At 38.3% G+C, this 17,092-nt stretch carries 20 protein-coding genes and 1 tRNA gene; 7 read left to right on the plus strand and 14 right to left on the minus strand.

Annotated features, from left to right (window positions below; genetic code table 11):
* Positions 1-8 precede the first annotated feature (8 nt).
* The gene (locus ON073_RS01330) at positions 9-1,319 is read right to left on the minus strand and encodes an O-antigen ligase family protein (protein WP_274760061.1); all 1,311 of its coding nucleotides are present in this window, start codon (positions 1,317-1,319) and stop codon (positions 9-11) included.
* 119 nt (positions 1,320-1,438) lie between these two features.
* Between ON073_RS01330 and ON073_RS01335 the strand changes: the two genes are divergently transcribed.
* Together ON073_RS01335 and ON073_RS01340 are read left to right on the plus strand one after the other, a co-directional pair.
* Positions 1,439-1,714, plus strand: coding sequence for a hypothetical protein (locus ON073_RS01335; protein WP_274760062.1), 276 nt, complete (start codon positions 1,439-1,441; stop codon positions 1,712-1,714).
* A gap of 75 nt (positions 1,715-1,789) precedes the next feature.
* Positions 1,790-2,122, plus strand: a complete 333-nt coding sequence (locus ON073_RS01340) for a hypothetical protein (RefSeq protein ID WP_274760063.1) — start codon at positions 1,790-1,792, stop codon at positions 2,120-2,122.
* Positions 2,123-2,221: 99 nt separating this feature from the next.
* Here ON073_RS01340 and ON073_RS01345 read toward each other — a convergent pair whose 3' ends face one another.
* The 4 genes from ON073_RS01345 to ON073_RS01360 form a co-directional block, all read right to left on the minus strand.
* Positions 2,222-3,163 (minus strand): LysR family transcriptional regulator, encoded by a 942-nt coding sequence (locus ON073_RS01345; protein ID WP_274760064.1) that lies wholly within the window; start codon positions 3,161-3,163, stop codon positions 2,222-2,224.
* 65 nt (positions 3,164-3,228) lie between these two features.
* Positions 3,229-4,992, minus strand: coding sequence for a bifunctional isocitrate dehydrogenase kinase/phosphatase (gene aceK / locus ON073_RS01350; protein WP_274760065.1), 1,764 nt, complete (start codon positions 4,990-4,992; stop codon positions 3,229-3,231).
* Positions 4,993-5,009: 17 nt separating this feature from the next.
* A complete protein-coding gene (locus ON073_RS01355) occupies positions 5,010-5,651 on the minus strand; it encodes an LOG family protein (RefSeq protein ID WP_274760066.1) in 642 nt (213 codons plus the stop codon).
* On the minus strand, positions 5,648-6,763 hold the full coding sequence (locus ON073_RS01360; protein ID WP_274760067.1) for an MltA domain-containing protein: 1,116 nt from the start codon (positions 6,761-6,763) through the stop codon (positions 5,648-5,650). Before ON073_RS01360 ends, ON073_RS01355 begins: the two co-directional genes overlap by 4 nt.
* Positions 6,764-7,149: 386 nt before the next feature.
* On the opposite strand from ON073_RS01360, the gene ON073_RS01365 reads away from it, so the two are divergent.
* A complete protein-coding gene (locus ON073_RS01365; RefSeq protein ID WP_274760068.1) occupies positions 7,150-7,407 on the plus strand; it encodes a hypothetical protein in 258 nt (85 codons plus the stop codon).
* Positions 7,408-7,460: 53 nt separating this feature from the next.
* Here the strand turns inward: ON073_RS01365 and ON073_RS01370 are convergent.
* The 3 genes from ON073_RS01370 to ON073_RS01380 all read right to left on the minus strand — a co-directional run bounded on the left by ON073_RS01370 (position 7,461) and on the right by ON073_RS01380 (position 9,980).
* Positions 7,461-7,537 (minus strand) — tRNA-Val (locus ON073_RS01370).
* A gap of 102 nt (positions 7,538-7,639) precedes the next feature.
* On the minus strand, positions 7,640-8,653 hold the full coding sequence (locus ON073_RS01375) for a DUF3080 family protein (RefSeq protein WP_274760069.1): 1,014 nt from the start codon (positions 8,651-8,653) through the stop codon (positions 7,640-7,642).
* A complete protein-coding gene (locus ON073_RS01380) occupies positions 8,625-9,980 on the minus strand; it encodes an MATE family efflux transporter (RefSeq protein WP_274760070.1) in 1,356 nt (451 codons plus the stop codon). Before ON073_RS01380 ends, ON073_RS01375 begins: the two co-directional genes overlap by 29 nt.
* 66 nt (positions 9,981-10,046) lie before the next feature.
* Here ON073_RS01380 and ON073_RS01385 point away from each other — a divergent pair, with 66 nt between their 5' ends.
* Positions 10,047-10,676: a riboflavin synthase subunit alpha gene (locus tag ON073_RS01385; protein WP_274760071.1), complete on the plus strand. Its 630-nt coding sequence runs from the start codon at positions 10,047-10,049 to the stop codon at positions 10,674-10,676.
* Positions 10,677-10,711: 35 nt separating this feature from the next.
* Here the strand turns inward: ON073_RS01385 and ON073_RS01390 are convergent, their stop codons facing one another.
* Positions 10,712-10,915, minus strand: a complete 204-nt coding sequence (locus ON073_RS01390) for a CPXCG motif-containing cysteine-rich protein (RefSeq protein ID WP_274760072.1) — start codon at positions 10,913-10,915, stop codon at positions 10,712-10,714.
* A gap of 69 nt (positions 10,916-10,984) precedes the next feature.
* Positions 10,985-11,860, minus strand: coding sequence for a fructosamine kinase family protein (locus tag ON073_RS01395; RefSeq protein WP_274760073.1), 876 nt, complete (start codon positions 11,858-11,860; stop codon positions 10,985-10,987).
* A gap of 248 nt (positions 11,861-12,108) precedes the next feature.
* On the opposite strand from ON073_RS01395, the gene ON073_RS01400 reads away from it, so the two are divergent.
* A complete protein-coding gene (locus ON073_RS01400) occupies positions 12,109-12,813 on the plus strand; it encodes a DUF445 domain-containing protein (RefSeq protein ID WP_274760074.1) in 705 nt (234 codons plus the stop codon).
* Between the two features lie 63 nt (positions 12,814-12,876).
* On the opposite strand, the gene ON073_RS01405 is transcribed toward ON073_RS01400, so the two are convergent.
* The 4 genes from ON073_RS01405 to cobT form a co-directional block, all read right to left on the minus strand.
* Complete coding sequence (locus tag ON073_RS01405) at positions 12,877-13,227, minus strand: DUF3718 domain-containing protein (RefSeq protein ID WP_274760075.1); 351 nt, start codon at positions 13,225-13,227, stop codon at positions 12,877-12,879.
* A 218-nt stretch (positions 13,228-13,445) separates the two neighbouring features.
* A complete protein-coding gene (cobO, locus tag ON073_RS01410; RefSeq protein ID WP_274760076.1) occupies positions 13,446-14,042 on the minus strand; it encodes a cob(I)yrinic acid a,c-diamide adenosyltransferase in 597 nt (198 codons plus the stop codon).
* 2 nt (positions 14,043-14,044) lie between these two features.
* On the minus strand, positions 14,045-14,812 hold the full coding sequence (gene cobS, locus ON073_RS01415; protein ID WP_274760077.1) for an adenosylcobinamide-GDP ribazoletransferase: 768 nt from the start codon (positions 14,810-14,812) through the stop codon (positions 14,045-14,047).
* On the minus strand, positions 14,812-15,825 hold the full coding sequence (gene cobT, locus ON073_RS01420; protein ID WP_274760078.1) for a nicotinate-nucleotide--dimethylbenzimidazole phosphoribosyltransferase: 1,014 nt from the start codon (positions 15,823-15,825) through the stop codon (positions 14,812-14,814). Before cobT ends, cobS begins: the two co-directional genes overlap by 1 nt.
* Positions 15,826-15,894: 69 nt before the next feature.
* Between cobT and cobU the strand changes: the two genes are divergently transcribed.
* Together cobU and ON073_RS01430 are read left to right on the plus strand one after the other, a co-directional pair.
* A complete protein-coding gene (gene cobU / locus ON073_RS01425; RefSeq protein ID WP_274760079.1) occupies positions 15,895-16,419 on the plus strand; it encodes a bifunctional adenosylcobinamide kinase/adenosylcobinamide-phosphate guanylyltransferase in 525 nt (174 codons plus the stop codon).
* A complete protein-coding gene (locus ON073_RS01430; RefSeq protein ID WP_274760080.1) occupies positions 16,400-16,996 on the plus strand; it encodes a histidine phosphatase family protein in 597 nt (198 codons plus the stop codon). Before cobU ends, ON073_RS01430 begins: the two co-directional genes overlap by 20 nt.
* The last annotated feature ends 96 nt before the right edge of the window (positions 16,997-17,092 follow it).

The following is a 17,092-nucleotide window of genomic DNA, read 5'->3' on the forward strand; positions in this document are numbered from 1 at the left end:
AGTAACAACTAATCATAACGCTTCTTTTTCACGTGTTTTAAGCTATTTACTTGAAAAACTAACGCTAAAATCACTGCGAAGGTCATAGAATTTGCACCAGCTTGCAGTGAATAGTCAACGGTAGAGTGGAGCAACATGTGAACTATTGCAATCGCGCCACCAAAAGCAACACCTTGATATAAAGGTGTTTTCCTTCGCATCATAGTACGAACAGCTAGCCATAGTACGTAGAGTAATAATCCACCCAGCATAATTGTTGCTGGTATGCCTAATTCAACAGCAAATTGAATGTAGTCATTATGGGCATTATCGTAGTAGCCCGAATATATTTCAGGTTGGTATGCAGGAAAGGCTGTGTAAAAGCTACCGCCACCAGAACCTAATAGTGGCTTATCGAGAATTAATGGAATTGAATCTCGTACAACTTCATCGCGAGTTTCACTTTGCAAGCTGGTTTCAACAAGACGTTCTTTTACTTTTTCAACGCCAAACATTGCGCCGACAATAATTAAGTCAACAATGAAAAAGCTGATGATTAACAAGCGAAGGTTTTGCGGGCGGCGGTAATAGAAGAAAAAAGCAAATAAGCTAACAGCAGCTAAGGCAATAAAAAAAGCAGAATTGCCCATTCGGCTTCTCGTTAAAATTAGGCCTATAATCATGATGATTAAAGATAATCGTAAAAACATCTTGCTGCTTAGCAGTGTGCTGGCTAAATCTCTGATGATTGCGCGCCAATTAGAAGATGAGTTTTTAATTTTTAGCTCGCTGATTAATAATCCAATACCCATGGCTAAACAAAGGGCAAGATAGTTCGCTAAAAAGTTTTGATATGTAAATGAACCACGCGCCCGCTGAGTATATTTATAATCAAAAATTAAACTGGTTGATTCGGGGGTAAGATTTAAAAAAGTTGCATATAACGCTTGAAATACGCCTGCAGCAATTAGCCAATAAAGAAAGGTTTTAATGCGGTCTTTTGAATTGACATAAAGTAATACCAAACAGACCAGTAAAAGCATTGTTATTGTTTTTAACAGCATGATGGATGTTTGGTTGGGATCAATACTCTGAAATGAGGTTGGCAATAGTTGAATTGCTAATACAAAAATAACCGAAAGTAGTGTGCCTAAAAGTGGCCAACTGGACTTGTCGGGGATAATTGCTTGTTTGGAATAAGCACAATTAACGAGATGAAGAAAAAATGTAACAGCAATCATAAAGCCAAAAAACATGATTGCCCAAATACGGTAACTACCTAAAGGAAGAGGTAGCCAAAAGATAAGAGCACAAAGCAGGGCAAAAATTGTTTTATTCAAGAAAGTAACACTTTATTTTTTTAATAAATATTAACACACATATTTTTTAGCTAGAAGTTTGATTAAGTTATTAAACAACAATATTATTGTGCAGCATTACTTAAAACAAAGGATTGTTTATGAGTTTAATTTCGGAGCCAATTGGATGGTCTCGTTCAATTGCTAAATCAAAATCTCGTGTAATTTTATTTGCTGTAATGCACTTTGCTGTTTTGTTTTTTGCGCTTTGGTTGTTGTTTGATCAAATCAGCTTAAAACAGCAGTTAACTAATATTACATTTCAAGACTTTCTAATATCATCCAGTTTAATTTTATTTATCGGCGGTTTTTATCCTTGCTTGTATCTTTATGCTATATACCGTTTGCTAATGATTAATAAGCTTAACGATGACTGATAATAAACAACTTAAAACATCATTTATTCAATAAGATAACTCACTTTTGGTTGTGTTATTTATTTGTGAGGGAATATGAAAAAACGACTCTTAACTATTTTTACACTCTTATTTTTAACTGCATGTAGCGAACCGTTACCTGAAGAGCGAATGAACTACGCGGGTGAATGGGTTAGTAAGGAAATGTACTTACTTATTTTGCCAGATGGTACTGTGTCTTATAAACGCTTAAAAGGTGGTGGCAGTACCGAAGTTAATGGCCCGCTAAAAGAGTTTCAGGGTGATGATTTTGTTGTTGGTATTGGCTTTTTAACGAGCACATTTGATGTCTCTGAACCGCCTTATATTGAAAATGACCAGTGGGTTATGACCGTTGATGGTGTAAAGCTTACCAAGCGAGAAGAATAGCCTAAAACGTAATGGTTTATTCTAGTTAGGGTTAAAGATAAAAGCCGGCATTCTCGTCGGCTTTTATTTGCTATTCAACTATCTAGCGCTTGGGCTAAATTAACTTGAAAGCGCTTCAGCCACATCAGCGATTTGTTGGCGCAGCCAAATATGGCTGGCATCACGGTGAAGTAGTGGGCTCCAAATCATATCAAGCTCAAATGGTGGAATAGGGAACGGTGGCTCGATAATTTTAAGCTCATTATCATTTTTATAAATTTGAGCTACTTTAGTTGGTAACGTAGCAATTAGGTTTTCGGCTTTTGCTAAGTGAATAGCTACGTGATAATTACGGGTAAAGGATGCAATATTGCGGTGTTTACCAAAGTGCGCGAGCGCCTCGTCTACCCAGCCTAGCTTTTGTACATCAGCCGGATCCATACCCACACCCACACCAAAACCAGTTTTACTTACCCAAATATGACGCGCTTTTAAATAGGCATCCAAGCTATAATTCTCAAGCACTGGGTTATTGGCATTTACTACACATGAAAAGCTGTCTTTCCAAATGCGTTTTTGGTGAAATGATTGCGGCAAATTATCAAAGCGGTTAATTGCCATATCTACTTTGCCGTTTTCAACATCGTGAAAGGTTACGTCACTGGGCGTTACGATATCCAGTGTTGTATCGGGTGCATAGGTTTGTAGGCGACTTAATAGCATTGGGGCTAGTGTACTTGCGGCATAGTCACTGGCCATAATACGGAAAACGCGATTACTGGTAGCTGGTTCAAAATCACGGTTAGGTTGTAGCGTTTCTTCAAGTGTTAATAAAACACCTCGCACAACCGGTTGTAGCTCTTTGGCGCGCTCCGTTGGCACCATGCCATCACTGGTACGCACTAAAATAGGGTCGTTTAACAGTGTACGTAATCGTTTTAAGCCGTTGCTCATTGCTGGCTGTGTAATGTTGAGCTGATTTGCTGCACGGGTAACATTACATTCCCTAAGTAGGGTATCTAAATACACTAAAAGGTTTAAATCTACTTTACTAATATTCATTTTAATTATGCCGTAACCGTATTTAATAAAAGACTTTAATAAACCAAGGCATAAATAACAAGTGCTTATCGCGTCTTAAACCTAAGACTTTCGGGGTAAGGGTAAATATTGGTACTGATGCCTTGTTTTATTTTTTGTTGTTGCTCGCGCCAATAAGCTGCGCTATTCAGCTCTGGGTGTTGCTCTAATAAAAGTTCTTTAATATGCGGATCGGTTGTTACAAACGTGGTTAATTGTTCTATAAACACATCTTGTGGCGCAACAGAGTACGCATCCGGGTAATCAAAGTAGCCATCTGACTTTGGTAACTCTCTGAAGTTCATGTCGGTTAAATACTGAACTTCATCATAATCGTAAAAAATAACCCGTTTATGCTTTGTAACACCAAAATTTTTGAGCAACATGTCACCTGGGAAGATATTCGCTGACATCATTTCTTTTAGCGCTTGGCCATATTCACGCATTACATGGCGTTTATCTTGCTCTGGCGCATCTTGCAAAAACAAATTAAGTGGCGTCATCCGTCTTTCAATATAAAGGTGTTTAATGATCAGTAAGTCACCATCAAATTCGAGTATCCGTCTTTCAATATAAAGGTGTTTAATGATCAGTAAGTCACCATCAAATTCGAGTGATCCGGCAATTGATTTTTTAAGGCGGTTTAATAGAGCTTCAGGAAAACGCGAAATAGGAAAGGCCACATCAGAAAACTCGATGGTATCGGCCATACGTCCCACTTTATCGTGTTGCTTTACGAGCTGATAGCGCTCTAAAACAGTGCGTCTGCCAAACGGTTTTCCGTCGCCAAATTTATCGCGAATAACTTTAAATACATACGGAAAAGTAGGGTGGGTGAACACCTCCATCACCATACCTGGTGTGCCTGCTGCTACTTCAAAGTCTTCTTTACACGATGCTAAGTGATTTAAAAATTCACGGTAAAATTCGCTTTTACCTTGTTTATGAAAGCCAATTGCATTGTAAAGCTCAGCCGGTGTTCTATTGGGCATTAACTGATTTAAAAAGCTCACCACACCTGAGGGAGAACGGGTATTCACCATAAAATAGGCACGGGCAAAACCAAATACCACACGCATTTGCACTGAGTTTGTCAGTACCGCATCAATAAATAGGCCTTTATTTTTATTATGCAAAATTGGAATAATAAAAGGCTGTACTCCGTTTTTACTGACAATTCGCCCCACAATATAAGCAGCTTTATTTCGATAAAAAGGCGCTTTTAAAATATCAAAGCGCATCTGATGATTGCGTGAATTTACATTAGGCGCTTGTTTAACAAAGGCTTTAACAATATTTTTAATGTCGGATTCCAGATCGATAAAAGGGGCTTTTAAATCAAACTGAGCAAATATTTGTTTAATGGTCGGCAGTAGGCCATCAACCACTGGGAAAAAGCTTTTGTATTCTTCTTCTACCGGTACAAGTGGTTCAGTTAAGGTACTTTCAACAAAGATAAAATCGTTATTAAAATATTTTCGATGATAAAGGCGGCAAAATACCGAGTTAAAAAAGGTTTCAGCAAGTTCTGCCTGCGGGTGAAAGCTCAATAAGTCGGTGTAGTCAGCTTTAATGGCTAGCCATAGTTCAGCGTCAAAGTGCGATGCATCTATGCGACGTTTAAGTTTTTCAATACACTCATTAACGCGTTTATCGTAATAGCTAATACGTTCAGCACTGATACGTTGCATGGATTGCCAATCGGCATTGGCGAAATGCACTTGAGCTTGCGATGTTAAGCCTTGAAACAGTGAATAGTGATGGCTAAACCCTTTTAAAATCAAGTTGGCGATAACTTGGCTCAACTGCATACATTTACACCTTTTAGTTATTGTGGTTGATGTTTTTTTGCATGATGGGTGATAATTGACACCGCTTCTTCAATATCATCAGTCACAGTGAACAACGAAAAATCACTTTGGTCAATCAATCCTTTTTTAACAAGTTGTTGCTGCATCCAATCAACAAGACCTTGCCAAAACTCGCTACCAAATAGCACAACAGGCATTTTAGAAATTCGGCCAGTTTGTAAAAGGGTGAGTGATTCGAATGTTTCATCAAGCGTACCAAAGCCACCTGGCATACAAATGTAGCCCATAGAGTATTTTAAAAACATTACCTTACGGGTAAAAAAGTACCTAAAGTCCAGTTGTTCGTTTTGATATGGATTGGGGATCTGCTCGTGGGGCAACTCTATATTAAGGCCAATGCTTTTCCCTTTGGTTGCACCGCGATTTGCAGCTTCCATAATGCCAGGGCCACCGCCAGAAATAACGGCAAAGCCTTCTTCAACAAAGCGCTTTGCAATATCTACGGTTGCTTGATAGTACGTGTCATTTTCATCTAAGCGCGCCGATCCAAATATTGAAATAGCAGGGCCGGTGTCTGATAGTTTATCAAAACCATCGGCAAACTCGCTGATAATACGAAACATACGCCATGATTCATCGCCTTTAAGATCATCAATCATTTTGTATCTCCTTTTAAAACCATAAACCAAGCATCAATGTAGTCTGGCATATGACGATTTGCATCGTAATAGGCTTTTATGCCGGGATAACTTCCCGCTAAATAGTCTAATTGATACAAGTTATTTTCAAATGCGCCACCCGTATCAGCCATAACGGCCATACGATATTCACTGTGCTTTTTAAAATCAAACTTGGCAAATACTAAAGAGCCAAGCCCAAGTTGGTAGATATCGCCAGCAAATGTCACTTCAGGCAATACTTCAATTTTATGATTGGCATCTTTGCCATAGCCTAAAATGCCATTAACTTGCTTAAAGTACCAATAACGATTTTGCTCATACGGCTTTATTGTACGATCATAGGCAATACCGTTATTGCGGTGAACGTTAAAAACGCGTTGCTTGCCATTTACTTCTACAACAATCGTCCCTTGTAATAACGCTGATTCTAAGTCTTCTCGGGTAAGGTAAATTAGTGGCTTTGCAAGTTTTTGATGATCTAACGCTCCGGTTAATATTTGCTGTTTACCGTATTTAAAACGTGTGAGCTGTTGTTTTTTTAAATCTGCCTCTTCAAGTGACAAATCAATTTCATCATAAGGTAAAGCGTAAAGTGGGAACTCATGATGTTGTGTTTTTACATCACTGCCACTAGCTAAATGCACATAGTACTTTGTCATAAGTACTTTATCGCTCGTGAGGTTTTTTAATAGTGGTTTTTTATCACTGAGTTTTTTTGCATGTGATGTATCCGAAGTAATTCGGTAAAAATCATAATGTGTTTTTAAAAATTGAATATTTGTTAACGTGTTTGTGCCGTTTTTTTCATCTGTTTTGGCAAATTCACAAAGCGATTTAAGAGTGCGTGATATATCCGTTTCTGAAATACCGTACTCTGATAATTTGTTGGCATGGATAACAGCAGGGTCGTATTGCTTGCCTTTCGAAAGATAGTCTAAGGTGCTATTGGCAACTTTACATAAATCATGGGTATTTGTATTGATTTTGAAATCGTTGCTGGGTGTCTGTTTAGTGATTGAAAAGTTGTTAGCGAAAAGCTGATGCGAAATAAATAACTGTAAGAATAAAAAAAGTGTAAAAGAGTACTTCATTAAGATTTAAGTAATTAAGCCGAAGATATAAATCAGTTTACTGATTTATAAGGGGAATGCTAGCGCTTGAAGCTGTTAGCAATGCATTAGTAACATAGAATACCAATTTACATGTATAGCCGCTCAATCTAGTGGGCCAAGAGTTATGCTAATTTCGTTTGTATTTATCGTTGCAACGTAACCACATAAGAAATCCGTATTGTTATCTTTCATGTATCTCGCGCTATATCAGCTCATTACTTAACAAAATTGCTTAAATAAAAATGCTTTAACCGTAATGAATGGTTAGATGATCGTCATATAGCAAATTTTGAGTGTTTTTTGTTCAGTTTGTGCTCATATCAATAAAGGTATTATTTTCCAATATACAGTTAATGGACAAAAATATGCCTCAAAAAATTAATCGAATATGTTTATCATCGCTAAAATATGGTGATTTTGCACAATCTAAAAATCTGCTTGTATCTCATGGTAAATACACGGCGGCAGTAAGAATGATGCCAACACACCCGTCGAAGGGTTGTCGCTTTTTGGTCGATGGTGAATTGATCGATAGTCTTTCGGGTGTAAAACGTAAAATTGAAGAGTTGGCTGCTAATCCTTGGCTAAACCAAAGTACAGAATTAAATATAAAAGATTGTTAATTTAAGATGAATTACTTGAGATAATACTTTAATTTGAAGTAGATGAAGATAAATGGTGGGTCTGAGTGAATTCGAATCACCGACCTCCACGATGTCAACGTGGCGCTCTAACCAACTGAGCTACAGACCCTCTATTTATGCTTCGCATTCTACATAGAATTTTTTGTTGTACAAGCATAATTTTGCATAACCCCGTTTAACTGATGGATTTATATGCAAATTGTATGCGTGCTCATCTACCCGGAACAATACCGCAGGATTTATACAGGGTTTGCCACCATGTAACATGCTTTACAGATAGTGATTTTAAACTGCTTTCTAAAGCAAGTGGGTGAAAAGGCAAGTCGCTATCATAAGGCTGAGAAATCTCATTTAGCCAAAGGGAGGTAAGTTCAGGATGGATCAACGCATATTCACGAAGGAGCAAATTGTGATATTGCTGTATTTTACTGCCATAAAACTTTGTAAAAATATTACTTAACACCTCTGCCTTTTGTGTGTTGTGACCTTTCTTACATAAAACGTCGATTGGGATAGTTTTCAACGCTTCATTTTGCTGCTTCAATATATCGATTTGTTCATATATAGCCCTCAATAAGCTTGCAACATAGCTATTTTTATAAAGTGCATGTAAGTGATTTTCTAATTGGTTTATTTCAACTGCATCAAATTGTTTAGTCAAAATTGCCTGTTTTGTTTGATTGAAAAAACGCAAACTATTTAATGCGGCTTGTTTATCATCCTCGTTAATGTCCATAAGTGAGTAAGAGGTAGGCTTATGGAGTGATGCTAGCTGCGGATCTTGAAAGATCATGTGCTGCCAACTAATGAAAAGTGTGGCGATTTTATCTCTGTAAACGGTGTTTAGTTGATTTTTAAGCGCATTATCATTCAAAGTATCGAAACATTTGGGTAACAACTGAATAAATTTAACATGATAAGCAAACTGAGCACTTGCTCCTGCAACTTTACCAAGTTGTGAATTACGCTCTGCGATTAACTGCCCTAGTTGGCAATGCTGAATTTTTGCTAACTGTAGAATGCCTATGGTAGCACTATGCTCAATGCTCAATTGTGGCGTTATAAGTTTGTGGCTATCAGAGTAGGTGATCAATGGGGGTAGGTTAATCTGGCTTTGCAGGCGCGAATGATAATCCGCATTAAGTGAATTGGGTGCTTTTGAGCACCCAACAAAGGTGAAGCTGGTAACAACAATACTAAGAAATATTAAAAGGTGCTTGAGCAAGTCGTTTTCTCACTGTCGCTATTAGTAAAACCGCAGCGGTAGATAATCCAACAATAATGCCGAGCCAAAAACCTTCTGGCCCCATTGGTTCTACGATGATATCTGTTAATGCCAATACGTAGCCTAAACTAAATCCGATTAACCAATACGAAATAAATGTAATGTAGGAGATAGGCGCAGTGTATTTTAAGCCCCTTAAAATACCCGTTGCTGCAACTTGCAAAGCATCAGGTAATTGATAAAAACAGGCCAATATTAAAATGGCACTGGCAAGGGCGATTACCTCAGCGTTATCACTGTACACACTGCCAATGACGCTTCGCGATAAAAAGGTTATAAGCGCAACGACAGTCGAAATCATTAACGCAAGTAAAAGGCTAGTAGAAACGGTTTTTTTAACCGCATCATAGTTTTTTTGCCCCGCTAGATTACCAACGCGGATACAAATAGCGAGTGCTAGACTGAGTGGGATCATAAATAATACGGTAGAGACACTTGCAGCTACTTGGTGACCTGAGACGGCAATAGCACCAAGTGGTGCGATAAAGAGCGGAATACAGGCAAATAGCGTTACTTCAAAAAAGTGTGCTAGGGCAATGGGAGTGCCAAGCTTGGTAATGCTTGCGATAGTAGATAGTTTTGGTTTGATGGCGCGAGAAAATAAAAACCTGCCTCTCAAACGCTTAGAGTAAAGCATATACACAAACAAACTAAGTGCCATACACCAATAAACAATAGCTGTTGCTATACCACAGCCTGCGCTGCCATATGCATCAAAACCGAGTTTTCCGTGAATGAAAACGTAGTTTGCAGGAATATTTATCGCAAGCCCTATCGCAGCAATGTACACGGCAGGCTTTGTGTAAGCCATGCCTTCACACACACAGCGCAGTACATTGTAAATCAAAAAACCGAGTAATCCCCATTTGACATAATTAATGTAACCAAGAGCCAAACCTGCTACTTCAGGCTCCATTTGGATATAGGATATTGGGATTTCGACAAAGTTGATAAGTAATAAGCCTAATGCTGTAAGTACAAAGGCTAAGAAAAAGCCCTGGAACATATCATGACGAATTGCAAACAGCTTTTTGGCGCCAAAATTTTGCGCCACCATGCCAGTAAGTGCCAAAAGTACACCCAATAAAGTAAGTAATACAGGGTTCCATATACCTAGTGCAATCGCAAGTGCTGCCAAGTCATATGCGCTTACTTGACCTGCCATTACAGTATCAACAACGCCCATCAAGATCATGGTTACTTGGGCAATAAAAACAGGAACAGCTAAGCGAAGAATATACCTCGCCTCAAAAACATTAAACGTCATACTTGCGCATTCTAGCAAAATCAGGAAAATCGTATTTTACTGAATGCAGAGATAGATAGGAATTAAATGTTTACTGGTATTGTACAAACAAAGGCGTCGGTGGTATCTGTTTCCACAAGTGGTGAAGTAATGCGCCTAGTTTTGTCTACACCCAATGCGTATTTGAACCATTTAGATATTGGCGCGAGCATTTCAATCAATGGTTGCTGTTTAACAGTAGTGCATTATGAGCTTGGTAATAAAGATGTGGTTGGCCAAGTACATTTTGATGTGATTGATGAAACTTTAAAACTGACTAATTTGGGGCAGCTTAAACAAGGGCAAAAAGTAAACTTTGAACGCTCAGTGACATTTGGTACTGAAATCGGCGGGCATATTGTATCGGGTCATATACACACAGTAGCACGTGTTGAATCAATTGAGCGTGAGCAAGATAATTGTGCAATTTACTTATCGTTACCAGAAAAGTGGCTTAAATATATTAATTATAAAGGTTTTATCAGTGTTAACGGCTGTAGCTTAACGGTTGGTGAAGTGCACCAAAATGGCTTTTATTTGCATTTGATCCCAGAAACGCTCGAAGTTACCAACTTGGGCTTAGCACAAATTGGTACCGAGTTTAATATCGAGGTTGATCAACAAACCTATACTATTGTTGAAACCATTGAGCGATATATGAAATCAAAAGGGCTATAAGGGGCGCATTGCGCCTCTTTTTTTGCCCAATAAACTTAAAAAACTTGTTCGTCGTCGCTGTCGACGCTTAGCTCTATTTTGTTGTAAATCCTATCAATATGCATATTGAGATGGATAGGGTTGCAACATGCAGCACAATCTTCATAGTAATCTTGATCGCCAGAAGTGGTGTCCATCTCTACATCAACATGATGGCCACAATGAGGGCATGAAATACGTTGAAATTTATGGTCTCGCATAACAGTTTCCAACAACAGTAATACTTGTTTAAGTGTAGTTGAAAACTGATATTTCACCTGTTTTTGCGCTCAGTCTAGACCATAATTTTGCTGGATTTTAACGATGCTTAAATGGGCATCTTCAATGTATTGATTACCAAATAAATTTCCATGATTGAGTAAATGATAAAGGTTATAGATGTGTTTACGCTGCTGGTATTTATCTGATAAAGGGTAGGTATCGTTGTACCCTTGATAAAACTCGTTATGAAATTTACCAAACAGTTCTGTCATCGCAATATCGGCTTCTCTGTCACCATAATAACAAGCAGGGTCGAATACTGACGGGTTCCCTTTACAAAAACCAAGATTACCGCGCCATAAATCACCGTGTAAAAGAGAAGGTAAACAATGGTGGGGGTGTAAAATCTGTTTAACAGTATCAACAAATTGGTCAATGTCGACTAAATGTATCTGTTTATCAGCAAGAAGTTGTAGTTGGTATCCTATGCGCTTTTCAGCAAAGAAAATATCCCAATGTTTATGCCATTCGTTTGGCTGAGGAGAGTCGCCAATATAGTTATCAGTGTCAAAACCAAACATTTCTTGACGGTGTTTTTTATGCAACTTTGCAAGCGTAACCCCAAATGCATACCAGTTTTCAGGAGTTCCTTCGCTTAAATCCAACCATTCAATAACATGGTATGCAAACTCAGTGCTTTGGCCGACTAATATCGAGTCGGCAACATAAAATACACTTTCTGTTGTGAGAGTGTTTAAACATATACGTTCTTGTTCAAACTTATCTAAATAGTCTTTTGTTGCCACTTTTATAAAGAAAGACTGTTTGTCATCACTTAATTTATAAAGTCGTTCTTTACGCGAAGAGGCCAATTGGCTTTTCGTTGCAGATGAGAAATCTCTGTGTAACACAACTGATAATTCATTGAGTAATGAGTTCCACATAGGGGTTCCTTTAACGCTTTAGCATAAAGACCTAATGAAATCGTAAGCATACTTTCACAACTATATGGTGAATTCATCTAAGCCTGAAGTAGTTGCACAAAGTAACTATAGTCAAGGCAGATAAATTTTGAGCTTTGTTTACAAAAAAGCACATAAATATGGCGATTATTTGTTTTTTGCCTTGCCTAGGGTTAAAGGCAAACTTTAAAATAGCCGCGATTTGGATTTAGCTTATTTTGGAGGGTTAGTTGAACAAGCACGCTATCACCAATGTTGTCGCAGTTTTATTAACAGTTGCTGGTTTTTTCTTGTCGTTACCATGGCTGTTAAGTATTGGTTTATTTGCATTGTCAGGTGCACTGACAAACTGGCTTGCGGTACATATGCTATTTGAAAAGGTGCCAGGTCTTTATGGCTCAGGGGTTATTCCAAATCAATTTGAACAAATTAAAGACGCGATAAAGCGCTTGTTTATGTCGCAATTCTTCACACAAGAAAACATTAACAAGTTAATGTCGGCAGAGCTTGATAGTAGTGAAACAGGCATCGACTTTACACCTATTATTGAAAACACCGATTTAAACCCAGCATTTGATTCGTTGGTTGATGTAATCGAAAACTCACAGTTTGGTGCGATGCTTGGTATGTTTGGTGGTACTGCTGTGCTTGAGCCGATGAAACAACCGTTTATCGAAAAAATGCAATCTTCACTGATTGAAATTAGTAGCTCAGAAGTATTTCATAACACGGTGCAAACACAATTAACCTCAAATACCAGTGCCGAGAAGCTACAGTCAAAAATTGAAGCGATTATAGAAGCGCGTCTTGCGGAATTAACGCCTGAACTTGTAAAAGAGCTTATCCAAAACCTTATCAAGGAACACTTGGGTTGGCTTGTTGTATGGGGTGGGGTGTTTGGTGGTTTATTTGGCCTACTTGCCCATTTTATTTAACAGCTTGCTGTTAGCTTCTTGAGAAAACGGAGGGTTGTCCCTCCGTTTTTTTTTGTCTCGTCATTACTTACTGCCTGAGATATACACCAATTCTTTTTTTGCCATTGCTAAATCTTTAATGCTTGTTGATGTACTCACATCTAAATTCATAAACTTACTAGTACGGTTAAGGCCATACACACTTGCAAATTCTGCGAGTGACATATTATTGCAAGCTAGTTTGTCATCAATTTGATGCTTTTTAACACGATTGTTCTTAATCGCTTTTTGCATTTTTAACGGTTTATTTGATGCAAACGCCATACAAAGCTCAGTGCCTGGCGAATTATCAAGTGCCACAAATTGTGTATCTGCTGATGCGTTTGCTGATGCTAGTAGTGTTGCGCTAACTAAGGTTGCAGCTAAAACTTTCATGTCAAATTCCTCATTCCAACATTGTTTAAATTTAAAGTGTTCACGTTTTGTTTGAACGTACATATATAGTCGCTGAAATTTAAAAAAATGCTGTTAACCTAACGTGACAGGGTGTAAAAGAGTATTTCAAATGTGTCGAGGAAATAGAAAAAACGCCATTTTTCATGGCGTTAATATGTGTAGTTTGCAATAAATTGGGAAAATTATTTTTAAATTATTTACCAGTCGATGCCTTTACGGGCTTTTACGCCGTTATCAAAAGCGTGTTTTACGTTACGCACTTCAGAAACCGTATCAGCAAGTTCTTCTAATTTTCGATGTGCCGCTCGCCCTGTAACTATCACTGATTGCTCTTTAGGGCGATTACTTATTGCTTCAAGTACATCATCAAGATCAATATAGTCGTAGTTGATCATATAGGTGATTTCATCGAGTACCACTAAATCAATCTTGTCATCACTAAGGGATTTTTTAACTTCTTGCCAAACAGCTTGTGCCGCTGCGGTATCCGAATCGCGGTTTTGAGTCTCCCAAGTAAAGCCAGTAGACATCACGTGGAAAGTAGTGCCTGCACCTTCTAAAAGATTACGCTCACCGCACTCCCAACCTCCTTTAACAAACTGTGCAACAACGGCTTTTTGGCCATGACCAACAGCACGTGCAACGGTACCAAAAGCGCTGGTGGATTTGCCTTTACCATTACCTGTAATTACTAGAAAAAGTCCTTTTTCAATGGTGGCCTTTGCCACTTTTTCGTCGACGGCTTTTTTGATTTTTTCTTGACGTTTTTGATGTTGTTCGAATTTATCTGACATTTTTAATCCAAAAAGAGAAGTAACAGGCAATATACAAAGACTTCATAAATTTGTTGAGCTGCGCCCAAGCAATCTCCGGTATAACCATTAATATGTTTTTTAAACCAACCGATTAGTACGGCTCTTAAAAGAAAGCAGCTCACAATCAAGATGATTAGTTGAGCGATAGTTACGCCCACAAATAATATCACTATACAAACGCAAGCAAAGGTTAGCCAAAGTCGTTTCTCTGCACTAATAGAAAGCTGTTTGGCCACTGGTTTTACTTTACTCAGCGAATCAGCTGTAACGTATGGGCATTTACCAATAATGCTGGTGGCAAATGTTCTACTCAGGGTATGTGCTATAACCAGTAAAAGCAAAATATGGCTGCTTGCTACTAACACTTGGTATTTAATCGCAAATAACGAAATAAGCGTAAGCGTGCCATAGGTACCCAAGCGAGAGTCTTTCATTATTTCCAGCTTTTTATGAGGCTCGAAAGCACCACCAAACCCATCTGTAACATCGGCAAGGCCATCTTCATGAAAGCCACCTGTTAGCATATAACCAATTACAATCACCAAAACAACAGCGAGTTCAACTGGAAATAGTAGCGAAAGAACATAAAAGCTAGCTGCCAGTATTGCCCCGATAAGTGCACCAACTAATGGGAAATAGCCCGTAGCCTCATTAAGTTTTTCATCTGAGTAATCAGTTATCTTAACTGGAATACGCGTTAAAAAGCTGAGGGCTAATTTAAATAGCGATATTTCATAGGATAGCTTCATTAAAGGGATATCCCTAAATCGTCAAAGCTTGCCATATGATTATAAAAATTAACGGCGGCTTGAATTAAAGGAAGCGAAAGCGCAGCCCCTGTACCTTCGCCAAGACGAAGCGATAAGTCTAGCAGTGGTTCAACCTTTAAACGTGCTAGCACCTGCTTATGAGCCGATTCATTTGAAACATGGGCAAAAATAAGGTGGCTTTTAATCTTTGGCTCAATAGCAAGCGCTATTGCTGCAGCAGCGGTGACAATAAAGCCATCGACAATAATTAATTTATTCTTCTTAAAGGCTGTAAGCATTGCAAAAGCCATTGTTGCTATTTCGAAACTGCCAAGCTCTCTTAAAATATTTTTAGGCTCGGTTGAATCTATTCGTGAAATCGCTTTATCTATAAGACTGCGTTTTATAGCTAGCTGATCATTATTGATCCCAGTACCAACACCGACAATATCGTTTGCACTTAAACCAAACAGCTTTGCAAAAATCGCACTCGCAGGGCTGGTATTAGCGATACCCATTTCACCAAAGCCAATAATATTGGTATTTAAATTAGTAATAATTTGCTCAGCGTTAATTTGGGCTTGTTGAAATTGTGAATCTGATAATGCAGGGACTTCACTAATATCGCCACAGCAATTACCCAAGCGCGCATTAATTAACTTATTATTTGCTGGCAGCTCCACTTGAATTCCGCAGTCAATAACGTGTAATTGCCAATCAGTATCTTTAATAAAACTGTTTATAGCAGCTTGGTCGTTGATAAAACAATTAACCATTAAGCTTGTAACATCACTTGGTGCAATACTTACGTTGTGTTTTGCAATGCCATGATCGCCTGCAAAAATAAGTAAACTTGGGTTTTGTAAATGGAGTTTGTTATGTGATGGTTCGGTGATTTGAACCCCAGCTATTTGCGCTGCAAGGCTTTCAATTTTGCCAAGTGAACCAAGGGGTTTAATTTTACCATTGATGGTGTTTTGAATGAGTTGTGTCAAGTCAATGCCAGTAGACATCTGGATTTCCAATATTTTTTTAGCTATTGTGCGTGACAAACCCAAGAGGAACAAGGGCTTTTAGAAAGAATGAATAAATATTTAGTGATTGGCGGTGTGCGTTCTGGCAAGTCACGACATGCTGAAAAACTGGCGGATCAATTTGCAAAAGAGCAAAACACGAATGTAGTTTATGTTGCCACTGCTGAAGCATTTGATGATGAGATGACAAAGCGAATTGAACATCATAAAGACGCGCGTCCTGATCATTGGCAAACACGCGAAAGCGGCCCTAAGCTCACACATACGCTAGCAAAAATCGACAATAAAGCGGTTATCCTTATCGACTGTCTAACTGTTTGGCTCAATAACTGTTTGTACTACGAAGAAATTGATTGGCAAAATGAAAAAGCATTATTTCTTGAATGGCTTCAAGATACTCAGCACACAGTCATTATGGTAACTAATGAAGTCGGCTTTTCAATTACGCCTGACAACCCTCTAGCAAGACAATTTGCAGATGAACAAGGTTGGTTAAATCAAGCTGTAGCCGCAATTTCAAATAATGTGACGTTTACCATTGCAGGCATCCCTTATGAGCTCAAAAAAGACTAATATCTATTTGCTTCGCCATGGTTTACCAGAGGGTGATAATTGCCTTAGAGGCATTACTGACTTTGCAATTACAGAGTTGGGACTTGCGCAAATGGAAGTTGCTGTAGCCAATTTACAATTTGATGCTGTTATTTCATCGCCACTTAGCCGTTGTGCATACTTTGCAAAGCAATTAGCAACAAAACAACAAGCTAACTTTATTGAAAATCCTGATTTAGCAGAAATGAACTTTGGTGATTGGGATGGTCAACTATTGAGTGAACTGTTCGAGGAATCAAACACTAATATAATGCACTTTTTTGAATGCCCATACGAAGTTACACCGCCAAACGGTGAAACTATGACGCACTTTAATCAACGGGTTATCAAGGTATTTAATAGCTTATGTAAACAATCTTTAGGCAAGCAGGTGCTTTTAGTAACCCATGCCGGTGTAATGCGTGAAATTGTGCAATTTGTGTTAGGTATTCCACCTCATTTATCTTGTCATCAATCGCTTCATTTAGACTATGCCAGTTTAATAAAAATAAGTGTTATTGAAGACAAGGATCAGCTTTATTTCCGATTGCATTTGTAATGTTTACATTTGTTTATGGCAAATACGTGTGTGTTTACCGTAAAAGTGTGCAATTGCGGTTTTTATTAGATACATTTAAACAGTATTTTTTCGGAG

Source organism: Pseudoalteromonas sp. G4 (assembly GCF_028875915.1).
Lineage (GTDB): Bacteria > Pseudomonadota > Gammaproteobacteria > Enterobacterales > Alteromonadaceae > Pseudoalteromonas.

Bases quoted from the DNA above. Each gene is read 5' to 3' on its own strand.
- ON073_RS01335 (WP_274760062.1), top strand. From the start codon at position 1,439: ATGAGTTTAATTTCGGAGCCAATTGGATGGTCTCGTTCAATTGCTAAA.
- ON073_RS01340 (WP_274760063.1), top strand. From the start codon at position 1,790: ATGAAAAAACGACTCTTAACTATTTTTACACTCTTATTTTTAACTGCA.
- ON073_RS01345 (WP_274760064.1), bottom strand. From the start codon at position 3,163: ATGAATATTAGTAAAGTAGATTTAAACCTTTTAGTGTATTTAGATACC.
- aceK (WP_274760065.1), bottom strand. From the start codon at position 4,992: ATGCAGTTGAGCCAAGTTATCGCCAACTTGATTTTAAAAGGGTTTAGC.
- ON073_RS01355 (WP_274760066.1), bottom strand. From the start codon at position 5,651: ATGATTGATGATCTTAAAGGCGATGAATCATGGCGTATGTTTCGTATT.
- ON073_RS01360 (WP_274760067.1), bottom strand. From the start codon at position 6,763: ATGAAGTACTCTTTTACACTTTTTTTATTCTTACAGTTATTTATTTCG.
- ON073_RS01365 (WP_274760068.1), top strand. From the start codon at position 7,150: ATGCCTCAAAAAATTAATCGAATATGTTTATCATCGCTAAAATATGGT.
- ON073_RS01380 (WP_274760070.1), bottom strand. From the start codon at position 9,980: ATGACGTTTAATGTTTTTGAGGCGAGGTATATTCTTCGCTTAGCTGTT.
- ON073_RS01385 (WP_274760071.1), top strand. From the start codon at position 10,047: ATGTTTACTGGTATTGTACAAACAAAGGCGTCGGTGGTATCTGTTTCC.
- ON073_RS01390 (WP_274760072.1), bottom strand. From the start codon at position 10,915: ATGCGAGACCATAAATTTCAACGTATTTCATGCCCTCATTGTGGCCAT.
- ON073_RS01395 (WP_274760073.1), bottom strand. From the start codon at position 11,860: ATGTGGAACTCATTACTCAATGAATTATCAGTTGTGTTACACAGAGAT.
- ON073_RS01405 (WP_274760075.1), bottom strand. From the start codon at position 13,227: ATGAAAGTTTTAGCTGCAACCTTAGTTAGCGCAACACTACTAGCATCA.
- cobO (WP_274760076.1), bottom strand. From the start codon at position 14,042: ATGTCAGATAAATTCGAACAACATCAAAAACGTCAAGAAAAAATCAAA.
- cobS (WP_274760077.1), bottom strand. From the start codon at position 14,812: ATGAAGCTATCCTATGAAATATCGCTATTTAAATTAGCCCTCAGCTTT.
- cobT (WP_274760078.1), bottom strand. From the start codon at position 15,825: ATGTCTACTGGCATTGACTTGACACAACTCATTCAAAACACCATCAAT.
- cobU (WP_274760079.1), top strand. From the start codon at position 15,895: ATGAATAAATATTTAGTGATTGGCGGTGTGCGTTCTGGCAAGTCACGA.
- ON073_RS01430 (WP_274760080.1), top strand. From the start codon at position 16,400: ATGAGCTCAAAAAAGACTAATATCTATTTGCTTCGCCATGGTTTACCA.